The 14852-nt window shown below is 72.7% G+C and carries 12 protein-coding genes; 8 read left to right on the top strand and 4 right to left on the bottom strand.

Annotated features, from left to right (window positions below; genetic code table 11):
* Window positions 1-36: 36 nt before the first annotated feature.
* From P3T34_RS05740 to eccCa, 4 genes are all read right to left on the bottom strand, one after another.
* On the bottom strand, window positions 37-381 hold the full coding sequence (locus tag P3T34_RS05740) for a transcriptional regulator (protein ID WP_280664894.1): 345 nt from the start codon (window positions 379-381) through the stop codon (window positions 37-39).
* Complete coding sequence (locus P3T34_RS05735) at window positions 378-1013, bottom strand: hypothetical protein (RefSeq protein WP_280664893.1); 636 nt, start codon at window positions 1011-1013, stop codon at window positions 378-380. The genes P3T34_RS05740 and P3T34_RS05735 overlap by 4 nt, the downstream gene beginning before the upstream one ends.
* A gap of 43 nt (window positions 1014-1056) precedes the next feature.
* A complete protein-coding gene (locus tag P3T34_RS05730; RefSeq protein ID WP_280664892.1) occupies window positions 1057-3417 on the bottom strand; it encodes a hypothetical protein in 2361 nt (786 codons plus the stop codon).
* A gap of 96 nt (window positions 3418-3513) precedes the next feature.
* Window positions 3514-7470: a type VII secretion protein EccCa gene (gene eccCa, locus P3T34_RS05725; protein WP_280664891.1), complete on the bottom strand. Its 3957-nt coding sequence runs from the start codon at window positions 7468-7470 to the stop codon at window positions 3514-3516.
* A gap of 177 nt (window positions 7471-7647) precedes the next feature.
* Between eccCa and eccD the strand changes: the two genes are divergently transcribed.
* The 8 genes from eccD to P3T34_RS05685 all read left to right on the top strand — a co-directional run bounded on the left by eccD (window position 7648) and on the right by P3T34_RS05685 (window position 14821).
* Window positions 7648-9030 carry a type VII secretion integral membrane protein EccD gene (eccD, locus tag P3T34_RS05720; RefSeq protein ID WP_280664890.1) on the top strand — a complete coding sequence of 461 codons (1383 nt, stop codon included), beginning with the start codon at window positions 7648-7650 and terminating at the stop codon, window positions 9028-9030.
* 53 nt (window positions 9031-9083) lie between these two features.
* Window positions 9084-10529 carry a type VII secretion protein EccB gene (eccB, locus tag P3T34_RS05715; protein ID WP_280664889.1) on the top strand — a complete coding sequence of 482 codons (1446 nt, stop codon included), beginning with the start codon at window positions 9084-9086 and terminating at the stop codon, window positions 10527-10529.
* Between the two features lie 87 nt (window positions 10530-10616).
* Window positions 10617-10955, top strand: coding sequence for a hypothetical protein (locus P3T34_RS05710; RefSeq protein WP_280664888.1), 339 nt, complete (start codon window positions 10617-10619; stop codon window positions 10953-10955).
* A 28-nt stretch (window positions 10956-10983) separates the two neighbouring features.
* The gene (locus tag P3T34_RS05705; protein WP_280664887.1) at window positions 10984-11274 is read left to right on the top strand and encodes a WXG100 family type VII secretion target; all 291 of its coding nucleotides are present in this window, start codon (window positions 10984-10986) and stop codon (window positions 11272-11274) included.
* A 35-nt stretch (window positions 11275-11309) separates the two neighbouring features.
* A complete protein-coding gene (locus P3T34_RS05700; RefSeq protein WP_280664886.1) occupies window positions 11310-11678 on the top strand; it encodes a hypothetical protein in 369 nt (122 codons plus the stop codon).
* Window positions 11679-11783: 105 nt separating this feature from the next.
* Entirely contained in the window at window positions 11784-13940 is a 2157-nt protein-coding gene (locus P3T34_RS05695; protein ID WP_280664885.1) for a hypothetical protein, read from the top strand.
* Between the two features lie 148 nt (window positions 13941-14088).
* Complete coding sequence (locus P3T34_RS05690) at window positions 14089-14529, top strand: YbaB/EbfC family nucleoid-associated protein (RefSeq protein WP_280664884.1); 441 nt, start codon at window positions 14089-14091, stop codon at window positions 14527-14529.
* The gene (locus P3T34_RS05685; protein ID WP_280664883.1) at window positions 14522-14821 is read left to right on the top strand and encodes a hypothetical protein; all 300 of its coding nucleotides are present in this window, start codon (window positions 14522-14524) and stop codon (window positions 14819-14821) included. Before P3T34_RS05690 ends, P3T34_RS05685 begins: the two co-directional genes overlap by 8 nt.
* Window positions 14822-14852 lie beyond the last annotated feature (31 nt).

Here is a 14852-nt window from a genome sequence, read left to right as displayed (position 1 = left end):
GCGTTTGGGTGTCGTGGTCGCGGGCCCCTGCGATTGTCACGGCACAGGCATCTCCTGCTCGATCTGGTGGATGAGGCGTTTGAGGTGGGTGACTTCGTCCTGGAGGGCCTCGCTGCCGGCGGGCGTGAGGGAGAGCCAGGTGCGGGGGCGTTTGCCCTCGTAGCCCTTCTCGATGTGGATCAGTCCGGCCTTCTCCAGGACGGCCAGGTGCTGGCTGAGGTTTCCGGCGGTGAGACCGAGTGCCGTGCGCAGGAAGCCGAACTCGACACGGCGTGCCTGGTGGGCGACCGTGAGGATGCCGAGGCGGATGCGCTGGTGGACCACGTCGTCGAGGCTGTTGACGGGGTGCTGATCGGGTTCGGTGGTGGGCTCGGTGGTCATGACGCGTCGCGCTGACGGGGCAGCTGGGTCAGGGCGAAGCCGAGGGCGCCGAGCAGGAGGAACACGCCGGGGACGGCCAGGCGGGGCAGGGTCGACCAGGGTGAGGTGGGGGCGATTCCCGCCCAGCCGGTGGAGATCGGCGCCAGTTCGATTGCCAGGTAGGCCAGGGCGACGAGCAGCAGGGCGCGGCTGCGTTTCACCCAGGACAGCACCAGCAGCGGCAGTCCGACGGATGCGGCCGCTCCGGTGAACCGTTCGAGGAACTGGGTCGGCCCGGCGGCGGGGTCGAGGTGCAGGCCCCAGAAGTCGAGCGGGGCGCCGGGCGGCGGCGTCCCGTGCCGGCCGGCCCAGAACTCGGTGGCGGCCATCAGGGCGACGAGGGCGATCCCGGCGAGGACGTAGGGCCGGATCGGGGTTCCGACGCCGCGGTTGTTGGAGCGGCGGATGTAGAAGAACGCGGTCGCGGCGTAGGCGAGGGTGACCCCGAGCGTCCAGTAGAGGGGTGACCCTTGCTTGGTGAGGGTGCAGCTCGTGGGGAGGGCGCCTGCCGAGCCGGGAATGGGGGGCAGGCGGTGATGGTCTGGATGCTGAAGGTGAGGCGGTTGACGAGGATCCCGCACCAATTGGGACAAGGGACTTGACTGAAGACGCTGCGGGAGCGTGAAGCCTGAGGCGTCAAGCGGGGGCGACGCCGGGGGTGAGGAGTTGGCGGGACGGGTGGGGGAGGGGGCGGCGTTCGGCGGGGGCGAGGGCGTCGCGGCGGGCGAGCCAGCCGAGCAGGCGATCGAGGGCGAGCTGGTCGCGGACGGCGGGGTGCTGCTCGGCGGACTCCGGTGCGCTGGGGCCCAGTTCGCGCAGCAGCACCCGGGTGGGGTGCTCGGGGGTGGAGCCCGGGGTGACGGCCAGGACGGAGAAGCGGGTGCCCGGTGCGAAGACCACCTCGGGCTCCGCGCCGAGCGCTGCGAAGACCGCGGTGCGGCGGCCGGTCACGGACCACGCGGCGAACTCGATGGGTGTGCCCAACTCGACGTCGAGGGCGGGGAATCCGGAGAGTGGCGCGGGCTCGGTGAGGGTGGCCCCCGGGGTGTAGTGGCGCAGCTCGTCAGGGCCGGCGTGGGCGCCGAGCAGGACGGCGCCGTGGTGACTGGGGAAGCGGCGCAGTCCGGAGGACAGGCAGGCCAGCACCGGGGTGAGCGGTCCGGGGGCGGAGTTCCTTGCGGCGAGGGCGAGTTCGGCGCGTGAGCCCGGGGCGTCGGCGTCGAGGTGGTGCAGCAGGACGGCGACCAGGTCGGGTTTGAGGTCGTCGTGCAAGGAGGAGCGCAGGGAGGGGAGCCGGGTCGCGGCCTGGTCGGCGCGGCTTGCGAGGCGCTGGAAGCGTTCGCCGAGGAGGGACTTGACGGCGGTGCGCTCGGCGGGGGTGCTGGTGCGCGGCGCTGTGGCGGTGGGGGAGGCGGGGATGGGGAGGGTGGGGGGAGCGGGGGGAGTGGGGAGGGAAGGAGTGGGCAGGGCGGGGGGTGAGGGTTCGGGTTCGGGCGCAGGTGTGGGTTCGGGGGCCGGCGGAGGGGTGGGGATGGTTGCGGGGGCAGCGGGGAGCGGCTCGGGGTCCGTCCAGTCGAGCTTGTGCAGCCGGGCGCTGAAGCGGGCGATGGCCTCGGACGCCGGGTCGGCGATGCTGCCGACGACCAGCAGCCCGAGCCGGGCGTCGCCGAACTTGGGTATCCCGCCCAGGAGTTCACCCAGCTCCTCCCACACCTCGGAGCCGACCGGCAGGTCCCGCGTGCCGACGATCAGCAGCGGTCGGCCGGGGTCGGCGGCGAGCAGCCGGGGCGCCGAGTCCTGCGGGTCGTCCGGGCGCAGCCAGAGCCCGGCCGGTACGGCCTCCAGTTGCCAGCCCGGCATGGCGGTGAAGCGGGCCGGTCCGCACGGGATCCAGCGCTCGGGCCGGTTGCGCCACGCGGTGGGGACCACCTGTTGGCGGTCGACGCAGGCGGTCAGCTCGACGAGGAAGGGCTCCCAGCCGAGGCTGCCGTCGGCGTGGAGCAGCCGGGACGACCGGCCGTCCACGGTCCGCATCGGCAGGCCGACCGCGACCCGGACGTCCCGGCGCAGCTGGTCGGCGAGTTCGGCGGCCAGCGCGATCAGCTCCACCGGGCCGGCCCAGGGGGCGCTGAGCAGCGGAGCGCCGCCGTGCGCGGACAAGTGGCGTGCGGCGGTGGCGAGTTGGTGGGCTGGTAGCAGTGGGTCGGTCGGATGGCCGACGACCAGGGCGTAGCTGCCCGGTGCGGCGGACACGGCCTCAAGTGCGGTGGAGTGGAAGCCCGGTGCGGGATCCGAGGCCCGCAGCCAGTATCCGGAGGGCAGTCGGGAGACCAAGGGGCCGTCTGGGCCGAGGAGTTCGGTCCAGTCCGGCTCGGCGTCCGGCCGCCTGGGCGGCTCGTTGGAGGGGAGAGAGGCCGGGGGAGTGGCCGGCGTCGGCAGCGCAGAGGGATGTGCCGAGGGATGCGCCGACGGGTGCGGCAACGGCCAGCGTGCGCCCAGCTGTTCGGCCGGCCTGCCGGGCGGGCAGCGCCACCAGGAGCCGGTCGCCAGCAGCGTGCCGTCCGGCTGGATCGAGACCGGGCCGTCCGGCGCGACGACCGGCAGCCCGGCCAGCTCCGCGACGCGCTCGGCCCCCCGGGGGCCGCCGTCCGCACCGGGGGCGGCCAGCCCGGACGCGGCCAGCACCAGCAGGCCGGCGCCCCTGGTGGCCGCGACCCGGGCGAGCTCCGGCAGCTGCTCGCGCAGCACCGGCGCCGCGTCGGCCGCCGCGGCCACCAGGACGAGGGCATCCGGGTCGGCCCGCAGCCGGCCGAGCGCCGCCGTCAGCCCGTCGTCGTCCTGGCCGCTGATGACGAAGTGCGGGCCCACCGCGCGCAGCGTCGCGGGGACGGGGGCTCGCCCGCGCCCCCGTCCCAGTGACCGCAGGGTCCGCAGCGGCGATCGGGATGCCGGGGCGCCGGCGGGCTCCCCGGTGACGTGCGGGGTCGACGCGGGCATCGCCTGCCTCCACTGCTCGATGACGGGTCGGTTGGGGGCATGGCGCTGGAACCGCCGGACCCCACCGGGAACTACGTCCCGCGCGCCGCGCCCGGTTCACTCCGCCTTGGCGAGCTGCCCGGTCTGCACCTGCACGGTCCGGCGCCGGGTGATGTGCAGACCGCGCCCGGCCGGGAACTGCCGGGGCTTGACGTTGCCGAACAGGAACCCCTCGCTGGGCGGGCAGGAGAGCAGCACCGCAGGGGTGTTGATCTCCTGGAGCTTGCGCAGCAGCGGGTCGCTCATCGCCCGCCCGATGCCGTTGGCGCCGCGCGCCACGATCAGGTGCAGGCCCAGCTCGGTGCCCTGCGCCAGGTGGTCGAAGAGCGCGGCGAACGGGTGGTTGACGCCGGAGACGGCGACCAGGTCGTAGTCGTCGACCACGATGAACAGCTCCGGGCCCTGCCACCAGTCGCGCAGCTTCAGCTGGGCGGGCGAGATGTCCGCGCCCGGCACCCGGTTCTGCATCGCGCGCGCCGCGCCGTCCACGATCTGGCGCAGCACGTCCACCCCGACCGCGTACCCGAGCCGGTAGTCCTCCGGCACCGCCTCGTAGAGCTCGCGCCGGTAGTCGACCAGCATGATCCTGGCCTGGTCGGGGGTGTAGCCGGTGGTGACGGCGGCGGTGACCAGGCGCAGCAGGTTGGTCTTGCCGCTCTCGCTGTCGCCGACCACCATGAGGTGCGGCGACTCCTCGAAGTCGTGCCAGAGCGGGGCGATCGCGGTGTCCTCCAGGCCGATCGGGATCCGCAGCCGGCCCTCGGGGGCGGGCAGCGTGGCGGCGTCCAGCATCAGCGGGAGCATCCGGACCTCGGGCGCGCGCGGGCCGGTCCAGTGGTCGGCGATGGCGTCCACCAGGTCGGCGACGCCCTCGCCGAGGTCGTCGGTGCTGCCGGAGCCGTCCATCCGGGGCAGCGCGGTCAGGAAGTGCAGTTGCTCGTCCGTCAGGCCGCGCCCGGGGACCTTGGGCACCTTGGCGGCGGCGCGCATGTTGATGACGGAGTCGACCGGGTCGCCCAGCCGCAGTTCGAAGCGGGTGCCGAGCAGGTCGCGCAGCGCGCCGGTGATCTCGCCCCAACGCGTCGTGCCGACGATCAGGTGGATGCCGTAGTTGAGGCCGCGCTGGGCGATCAGGGTCAGCACCGGCGCGAGGTCGGTGAACTCCTGGCGGATGGTGTTCCAGCCGTCGATCACCAGGAAGACGTCACCGTGCGGGTCGTCGGTGAGCTCGCCGGCTGCCCGCTGACGCCGGAAGGAGTCGATCGAGTCGATGCCCAGCTCGGCGAAGCGCTGCTCGCGCCGGTTCAGGATGCCGTTGATCTCGGCGACGGTCCGCAGCACCCGCTCGGGGTCGTGCCGCCCGGTGATGCCGCCCATGTGCGGCAGGCCGCGCAGCGAGGAGAGCGCGCCGCCGCCGAAGTCCAGGCAGTAGAACTGGACTTCGCGCGGGGTGTGGGTGAGCGCAAGCCCGGTGATCAGGGTGCGCAGCAGGGTGCTCTTGCCGCTCTGCGGACCGCCGGCGATGCCGACGTGGCCGCCGGCCGCCGAGAGGTCGGCCACCATCAGGTCGCGCAGCTGGTGGAAGGGCCGGTCGATCAGGCCGACCGGGACGGTGAGGGTGCCGCGCCCGGCGCCCTCGGTGGTCAGGCCGCGCTCGGGGTGCGGGGCGAGCGGCGGCAGCAGCTCGTCCAGCGTGGGCGGCACCCCCAGCGGCGGGAGCCAGACCCGGTAGGCCGGCGGGCCCGCGTCGTAGAGCTTGCTCGCCGCGATCTCCAGCAGCGAGCCGCTCTCCTCGACGGCCGGCTCCACCTCCTCGATGAGCGGACGGTGCCGGGGCAGCACGTACTCGGTGCCGTACGCGACGACCTGGCCGGCGATCGCCGCCTGCTGGGCCGGGCGGCGGCGCGGGCGGTAGGGGCCGGAGACGTAGGCGGCCTTGAAGCGGGTCAGGGTGGAGGTGTCGCTGCGCAGGAAGCCGTTGCCGGGCTGCGAGGGCAGCTGGTAGGCGTCCGGCACGCCGAGCACGCCGCGGCTCTCCATGGCGGAGAAGGTGCGCAGGCCGATCCGGTAGGACAGGTGCGACTCCAGGGCGTTCATCCGGCCCTCGTCCAACCGCTGCGAGGCGAGCAGCAGATGCACCCCGAGGGAGCGGCCGAGTCGGCCGATCATGATGAACAGCTCCATGAAGTCCCGGTGTGCGGCCAGCAGTTCGCTGAACTCGTCGACCACCACGAAGAGTGTCGGCAGTGGGTCGAGCGCCGTGCCGGCGGCTCGTGCGCTCTCGTACTCCAGGAGCGAGGAGTAGTTGCCGGCCGAGCGCAGCAGCTCCTGGCGGCGCACCAGCTCACCGTGCAGGGTGTCGCGCATCCGGTCCACCAGGGAGGCCTCGTCGGCCAGGTTGGTGATCACCGCCGAGGTGTGCGGCAGCGCGTCCAGGCCGAGGAAGGTCGCGCCGCCCTTGAAGTCGACCAGGACGAAGTTCAGCACCTCGGAGGAGTGCGTGATCGCCAGCGCCAGCACCAGGGTCCGCAGCAGCTCGGACTTGCCCGAGCCGGTGGCGCCGATCAGCATGCCGTGCGGGCCCATGCCGCCCTGCGCGGACTCCTTGATGTCCAGGTCCACCGGCTTGCCGTCGGCGCCCAGGCCCAGCGGCACCCGCAGCTTGTTGTGCTGGGTCCGCTGCGCCCAGTGCTGCGCCACGTCGTGCTGGCGCAGGTCGCGGATGCCCAGCAGGGCGGTCAGGTCGAAGTCGGTGGCCAGCGGCTCGCCGGCGTCCGCCGAGTCGCCGATCCGGTAGGGCGCCATCAGCGCGGCCAGCCGGGTCGCGGCCGGCAGCGCGAGCTGGTCGGGCCGGCCGAGGTCGGTGAACTCGTCCTTGCGGTTGCGGTCGGCGCCGACCATCGCCAGCCGCCCGTCCGCGATCCGCAGCCGCAGGGTGACCCGGGACGCCTTCCACTCCAGCGCCTCGCCGAGGTCGATCAGGATCGCGTTGCGGTAGCCGGCCTGCGCGGGGCGCCCGATGCCCGACGCGGGAGGGCCGTCCAGCACGATCACGGTGAACGGCTCGTCGCGGCCCGGGACGGTGTCCCGCTCGTACGGCGGACGGGCGGCGAACTCCTCACCGAGCAGCTGCTCGGCCTGCGCCAGCGTGCTCGCCACCAGGCGCAGCGCGCCCGCGCCGTCCGTCTCGGTCGGGTGCAGGGCGTGCGGCAGCCACTTCGCCCACTCCCAGGAGGCCCGGCGCGGGCCGTCGGTCACCACGGCGATCCGCAGTTCGTCCGGGGCGTGCAGCAGGGCCAGCCCCGCGAGCACCGAGCGGACCAGCGAACGGGCCTGCTCGGGGTCGTCCTCCGAACGCACCAGCAGGTGGGCGAAGCCGCGCAGGTGGATCGCGATCGGCTGGTCGTCGAGCGTGCCGTAGGCGTGGATGAAGCGGCGCAGCGCGTGCGCGCAGAGCGGCTCCAGGTCCTCCACCGGCTTGGTGGACATCGGCGCCAGCTTGGTGGCGATGCGCTGCTGGCCGAGCCCGATCCGGACGTCGCTGAAGTCGGGGTGCGCCGCGCGCCGCTCCCACAGCCGCGAGGTGCGCACCAGCGTCCACAGCTCGCCGGGGGCCGGGTGCCGCCAGGCCAGCGCCTCCTGCTGGCCGACGATGGTCTTGCGGGCCTGCTTGCGCATCTGGGAGAGGTAGCGCAGGTAGTCCCGGCGCTCGGCGCGCACCTGCTGCTTGCGGTCGCTGGAGCCGCGGATCAACGAGGTGAGCAGCATGCCCACCGCCGACAGTGCCATCATGCCGCCGCCGATGTACGTCATCGCGCCGCCGCCCTGGCCGCTCGGACGCAGGAACATGAAGACCATCGACAGTGAGCCCAGCGCCATCGGCGCCATGCTGACCATGCTGGACATGCCGCTCTGCGATTCCGGCAGGACGGGCGGCTCCTGCAACTGCATCTCCCCGTCCGGCATTTCCGGCCCGGGGCGCCGGGGCGTGCGGTTGACCAGGACCACGCTCAACTGAAGGCTCCTCACCTCACGACACAGCTGGGGACTGCCGCCCCCTCGGAGGACGGTTCGGCGGGCGCGCGGGGTTCACCGGCCGACCGGTGAACTCAATTCGCCACCGCGCCCGTTCAGCCGGGTGGGGTGCGCCGGCACCCCACCACCGGATCAGCAGCGGGAGAGTGAGGACGCGTGCACACCAGTGCCGTCGCGGGGTTGTGCCGCCTGAGGTTCCAGGCACCTGGCTCGGCCTTCGAGTTGGCCGTCCCGGCCGATGTACCGCTGGCCGACCTGCTGCCCGCCGTGATCGGCTACGCCGGTCCCGAGCTGGATGAGCAGGGCCTGGACCACGGCGGCTGGGTGCTGCAGAACCTCGGCGGCGACCCGCTGGACGAGGAGCTCACCGCCGAGGTGCTCGGCCTGCACGACGGCGACGAGCTCTACCTTCGCCCGCGCCGGGCCGCGTTGCCGCCGGTGCACTTCGACGACCTGGTGGACGGCGTCGCCACCGGCATGCAGGAGCGCGGCGACTCCTGGCGGCCGCTGCTGACGCACCACCTGGCCGTCGGTCTCGGCCTGGTCGCGCTGCTCGGCGGCGTCCTGCTGCTCGCGCTGCCCGGCTCCCAGCAGCTGCGCGAGGCGGCGGCCGCCGTCACCGGTCTGCTGCTGCTGCTCGGTGCGGCCAGCGCCTCGCGCGCGATGGCCGACGCCGGGGTCGGCACGGCGCTGGCCGCGGCCGCCGTCCCGTACCTGGCGCTGGCGGGCGTGCTGCTGCCGTCCGGTCCGGCGGGCGACGAGCTGACGGGGGCGCGGCTGCTCGCGGGGTCCTCGGCGGCGGCGGGCGCGGCGGTGCTCGGGCTGGCGGCGGTGGCCTGCTCGGCGCCGCTCTTCCTGGCGCTGGTGCTGCTGGCGCTGCTGGGCGTGCTGGCCGGGGTGCTCGCGCTGACGGGGCAGTCGCCGGAGCAGGCGGCGGCGCTGGTGGCGGTGGTCGTGGTGCTGTTCGGCGCGTTCGTCCCGTCGCTGGCCTTCCGGCTGTCGGGTCTGCGGCTGCCCGCGCTGCCGCGCAACGCCGACGAACTGCAGGAGGGCATCGAGCCCTTCGAGGCGACCGGCGTCCTGGAGCGCAGCCGGTTGGCCGACGACTACCTGACCGCGTTCTACCTGACGGTCGGGGCGGCCTGCGCGGGCTGCCTCACGCTGCTCGCCTTCGGCCCGGGGTGGGCGCCGGGCGCGCTGTCCGCGGCGCTCGGCGTGCTGCTCCTGCTGCACAGCCGGGCGATCGGCAGCATCACGCAGCGGCTCGCGGTGCTGCTGCCCGGCGCGTACGGGCTGGCGCTGCTGACCGCCCGGCTGACGCTCGGCGCGTCCACCGGCGGGCGGCTGCTGGTGCTGGCCGGGCTGCTCGCGGTGGCGACGGCGCTGCTGGTGGTTGCCTGGACCGTGCCCGGGCGCCGGCTGCTGCCGTACTGGGGACGGGCCGCCGACCTGCTGCACACGCTGACCGCGGTCACCCTGCTGCCGCTGAGCCTGCTGGTGCTCGGCGTTTACCACATGCTGCGCGCCATGAACGGCTGAGCACGCCCCGACCGAACTCTCTACGACCAGTTCGATGACCAGGAGGAAACCGGATGCAGTCCCGACGCGACCAGGTGCAGGCGCACCTGTTCGTGATGAGCAGGCTCGCCTCCGGCATGCTGCGGGCCGAGCCCGACGCGCCGGACACCCCCACCAGCCGCACCACCCGCGGCGCGCTGACCGGGCTCGCGCTGGCGGTGCTGATCGGCCTGGGGACCACCGTCTACGGGGTGATGAAGCCCGGCGGCAACACCGGTTGGGCCAAGTCCGGCACGCTGGTGGTGGTCAACGAGACCGGTGCGCGCTTCCTCTACGCGGGCGGCCTGCTGCACCCCGTGCTGAACGAGACCAGCGCCAAGCTGCTGGCGGGCGATCAGCTGACGGTCGACCAGGTCGGCCAGGCTTCGCTGTCCGGGGCGCCGCGCGGCGGGCCGGTCGGCATCCTCGGCGCGCCGGACGGGCTGCCGCCCGCCGCCGGGCTGGGCGCCGGAGCCTGGCTGGCCTGCGGGACGCTGCAGCCGACGGCGGCCGGCGGCCTCGCGCCGAGCCTGAGCCTGCTGGTCGGGCCGCGCCAGGAAGGCGGCGCGCTCGCCCCCGGCCAGGGCCTGCTGGTCGGCGCGCCGGACGGCTCGGTGCAGCTGCTCTGGCACGGGCAGCGGCTGCGCGCCGACACCAAGGACGGCGCGCTGGACGCGCTGGGCTACGGCGGCACCACGCCCTTCGCGGTCACCGCCGGGTTCCTCGACTCGCTCCCCGCCGGCCCCGATCTGGCCTCCCCCGACATCCCCGGGCGCGGTGCGCCCGGCCCGGTGCTGGCCGGCCGCCCGAGCCGGGTCGGCCAGCTCTTCCAGGCCCCCGGCGGCGCGCACTACGTGCTGACCCAGGCCGGCCTGGTGCCGCTCACCGACACGCAGTTCGCCCTGTTGCGCGGCGACCTGCGCACCCAGCGCGACGCCTATGCGGGCGCGGCGACGGGGCCCGCCGCGATCGGCCCGGACGACCTCGCCGCGCACACCGCCCCCGGCAACGGCTTCGCGAGCACCCTGCCGTCCGCGCCGCCCGCGCTGCTGGCACCCGGGCCCGCCCAGGCCGTCTGCGCCGACCTGCACGTGGGCTCCGGCGCGCCGGCCGCCTCGGTGACCGTGCTGGACGCGGCCACCGCGTCGGCCGCCCAGCCGCCCGCCGCCCAGCCCGGGGTGTCCGTCTCCTGCACCACCGCCGACCGGATCGCGGTGCACCCCGGCGGCGGCGCGCTGGTGCGCGCGCTCTCGGGCGCGGGGACGGGCAGCACCGACTACCTGGTGACCGACGCCGGCGTGAAGTACCCGCTGGCCTCGGCCGCGGTGGTGAAGCAGCTCGGCTACGCGGCCGTCAGCCCGGCGGCGGTCCCCGACGGCCTGCTCGCCCTGCTGCCCACCGGCCCGAGCCTGGACCCGGCGCCGCTGGCGAGCGGCGGCGTGGTGGTGACGGCGGTCGCAGGAACTGCCCCTTGTGGCTGAACCGGGCGGCCGGACGGGCCCGTTGAACCAGATGACGCGAGTACGGGCCTGCGACGTGCGGCCCGGCGGACCGAGGAGGGAGCACCGGTGTCCACACCAGTGTTGAACAAGGACGACGCGGCGATCCAGCAGGCCATGCAGGGGCTGGACTCGAAGATCTCGGAGATGATGACCTCCGCCCTGACGGTCGAGCGGATCAACGCCGAGATCAACGCCGGCTACATCTCCGGCGCGAGCAGCAAGTTCCAGCAGAACATCGAGGACTGGATCACGCGCTACAAGGTGGTCATGAACGCCTTCGAGAAGCTGATGGAGAGCACCGGCTCGGCCAACCAGGTCCTCAACCAGGCCGAGGAGGAGGCCGGGTTGATCGGCGGCAACTGGGGCGCCTCGGACCCTGTCTTCAAGGCTCTCAGCGGCAACTGACGGCGCACGGACCGAAAGGAACACTCCCATGGCAGACCTCACGCTCCACCACGAGACCATCAACCAGGCCGTCCAGGAACTCCAGGCGGCGGGCAACACGATGCGCAACGACATGGACCACCTGGTCCAGGTCCTGACCCCGCTGCAGGAGCACTTCCAGGGTGCGGCGGCGACGGCGTTCACGGACTTCCTCGCCGCGGTGAACCAGAACGAGACGCAGATGACCGAGGACATCGCGGCCGCCGCGTCGTGCCTGGGCACCATGCACGAGACCATGGTGACCGCCGACAACCAGGCTGCCGCCGGTTACTCGCACTGAGTGGCTGAGCGACTGAGCGAAAGGAGGCGGCGCGGATGGGCAGCGGCACCATCTCGATGACCGACCAGGGTCTCAAGGACTTCTCCGCGACCCTCAAGGAATTCCGGAGCGAGCTCGCCAAGCAGATCCAGCTGCTCAGCAGCGACGTCCTGTTGGCGGGGAACACCAGCAGCGTCATCACCGAGGTCACGGGCTTGATCAACACGTACAAGGTCTTCTGCGACGACCTCGGCACGGCTCTGGGCACGGTGGACTCGACGCTGGGCAAGATCTATATGGACCTGCAGATGGCCAGCCAGAAACTGAACAACGCCGATGACGAACTCACCGCAGCACAGATGATGACCGTGCTTCAGGACGTGCTGGGTGGCGTGACGCCCCCGGCGCCGGCTCCGCCCGCCTAAGACCGGTCGGTCTAAGGCAGCGCCGGGTGGGGTGTCGTAGCAGGCGCACTCCACCCGGCGCATCCTCGTCGTCCCCTTACCGAACAAGTTCACCGGGAGTCAGTTTTGGCAGGGCCGTACAGCTGGGAGAACATCCTCAGGACGTTCGCCGGGTCGACGAACAGTGACGCTGTCATCGACCGCGGCGACGCCGCAGGCCCGAAGGTCGCCACCTGGGTCGGCACCCCGTCCGTCAAGACCGGGTACACCGCCAAGGCGAACCGCGACTTCGACCTCTGGGCCGAGTGGAAGTTCACCGTAGGCAAAACGCCGTGCAGCACCGTCGTCGGTATCGACCTGCCCTGGAGCATGTGGGATCCCACGGACGGCTCGAACTCTCCATGGTCCAATTTCTGCAACGCGTCGGGGACGATCATCGGCCCGCTGTTGGGGAACTGGCCGGTGGGGAACGGAACCGTCGACGGCAACAGCTTCATCAACGCGGCCGCCCTGATGGACCAGACGGACAGCTGGTTGAACGACCAGATCGCGCTCGCCGACGGATGGGCCAGTACGGTCGACGGGGACGACACCGACTTCCAGGGCAGCGCGGCCGGTCGGCTCAGAGAGGCCCTGCTCGGCATCAAGGGTGAGTTCCAGCAGATCTACCTTCAGATGGGGGACTACACCAAGGGGAGCGCCGGTCCGATCTCGCAGGCCATCAGCACGGCCTCCAGCGATCTCTGGTCCACCCTCTCGGGTATCTCGAATGCCGTGGACGCCTGGAAGGGATGGGTCGCAACAGACAAGATCACCATGGGCGGGTGGACGATCCAGCCGCCGAAGCTCTACTCCCATGCGTCGCCGTACACCTCCCTGCTGGAGTCGTTCCAGACGATGATGTCGGTGCTCACGCTGACGACCGACCCCACCACCCCCGCGGGTAAGACTGGAACGTTCTCGGGCGGGGTCGCCCCTGACAACGCCTCCGCCTTCATGACGGCGCTGGACAAGGCGGCCAAGGCCAAATGGCTCGGATATGTGAGCACTGACCTCGAGAAGCCGGCCAACGACCATGTGACCACCTACCTGGCGAAGGGCTACAGCGACGCCGCCAAGCTGATGCCCAAGCTCATCCAGCCCACCATGGTGCTGCCGACCGATCCTCCGGTCGATCCCCCCGGCGCAGTCCCTCCCCCCGGTACGAGCGGTCCCAAGGACGGCGGGGGCGGGACCGTGCCGCCACCGCCGCCGTCGTCCAAGAACGATGTCACCCCGCCGGGCCCGCCCAAGGTCAGCGGTGGTGGCGTCGGTATCGGCGGTGGTGGCGGTGGCATCGGCATCGGTGGTGGGCCCGGCAGCCAGGTCCCGCTGCTGGGCAAGGACGGCAAGCAGCTGGTCGACAAGAGCGGCAAGCCCGAGTTCGTACCGGCGGGCACCACGGTCAACGACAAGGGCGAGCTGATCGGGCCCGACGGCAAGCCGCTGCTGGGTCCGGACGGGAAGCCGCGGTACGTGCCGGTGGGCACCACGGTCGGCCAGGCGGCCCTGTCGCCGTCCGGTCCTGTGCTCAGGCTTCCGGTCGGCTCGAAGCTCAACGCAGACGGTACGGTGACCGGCCCCGACGGCAAGCCGCTGCTGGATGTGAACGGCAACCCGGTGGTGCTCGCCAAGGGCGACACCATCAGCCCGGACGGCAGCGTCCTCGATGCGAACGGCAAGCCGGTCTCCGAGACGGACCAGCTGTTGAGCGACGAGGAGCACGCCTTCGCCGCTCCGCCCGGCAGCGTGCAGACCGGCGGCGGTGGCGGTGGCGGGACGGGTGGGTACCTCGGCCCGCCGATCACCGTCGGCGGACTGGGCGGCGTGGGCGGGCTGGGCGGCTACGGCGGCGGCTCGTCCGGCGGCTCCGGCTCCGCGCTGCTGTCGACCGGTGGTGGCTCTACGGCTGTGGGGCCCACGTTCGGGGTCGGCGGCCGGGTCGCCAGCGGCGACGTCGGGGGCGGTGCGCTGTCCGCGGAACCGACGACCGGTTCCGCCGCGGAGGAGCAGGCCGCGGCCGCCGCGAGCGCCGCCGAGGAGGCCCAGCTGACCGGCCAGTCGGTGGCGACCACCGGCGGTGCGGGCGGCGAGATGATGCCGCCGATGGGCGGCGCCGGCATGGGCGGCGCGGGTGCGCAGGGGCAGGGCGGCCAGGACCGTCAGCGCACCACCTGGCTGGCCGAGGACGAGGAGGTCTGGGGCACCGAGTCCGGCGCGGTGAGCGGTGTGATCGGCCGCTGAGAGCGTGTGTGCGCAGGTCGTCACGCCGGGAACCGAACCTCCGGGGCCCGTCCGTCCGTAGAGGGAAGTGACGACCTGTACGCCGATCTGCCGCGGGCCCTGCTTCCAGGGCCCGCGGCAGATCGCAGACACGATGGAGGTGCCCGCGATGACGACCCCGTTCGCGGAGCAGATCGAGCAGGCGATGGCCGACCTGCAGGAGCAGCAGACCAGGATGGCCGAGGTGGCCAAGGAACTCGCGGCGGCCACCGCCTCGGTGACCTCCAAGGACCGGATGGTCACCGCGAAGGTCGGTGCGCAGGGCCAGGTGATCTCGCTGACCTTCCACACCACCGCCTACCGCTCGATGGCGCCCGCCCAGCTGTCCGGCATCCTCACCGACGTGCTGAACGAGGCGCGCGCCGAGATCGGCGATCGGGTCATGGAGTCGATGAGTTCGTTCCGCGGGATCGGCGAGGCGCTGCGGACCTCGATGACCGGCGGCACCGAACTGGACGAGCTGCTGGCCCCGTTGCGCTCGATGCGCCCCGGCTTCGCCGAGGAGGAGGAGCGGCGCAAGCGCACCCGGCAGGAGGAGTTCCGTGGCTGAGCAGCTGGTGGCGCTGGCGGACCTCAAGAAGTCCTTCGCGGACTTCGGCAGCATGTCGGACACCATCGACAGGATGCGCAAGAACGTCGACCAGATCACCGCGTACAACAAGGGCTCGGCCGGCAGTGACGAAATCGGTCAGACCTACCACAGCCAGGTCGACAAGCCGACCAGTGACCTGAGCGATCTGCTCAAGCAGGTCCGCGACACCGTGGACAACCTCGGTCAGCAGGGCAAGAACACCTCCGATCTGCTCAACAACGCCGATGAGAACGCAAAGAACCAGGCCTAGCCTGATTCTGACGTAACGTCAGGAGTGCAGC

Origin of the sequence: Kitasatospora sp. MAP12-44 (genome assembly GCF_029892095.1) — a bacterium.
Classification (GTDB): Bacteria; Actinomycetota; Actinomycetes; order Streptomycetales; family Streptomycetaceae; genus Kitasatospora.
The sequence above is the reverse complement of the archived record's forward strand: the minus strand, read 5'-3'. Positions and strand labels throughout refer to the sequence as shown.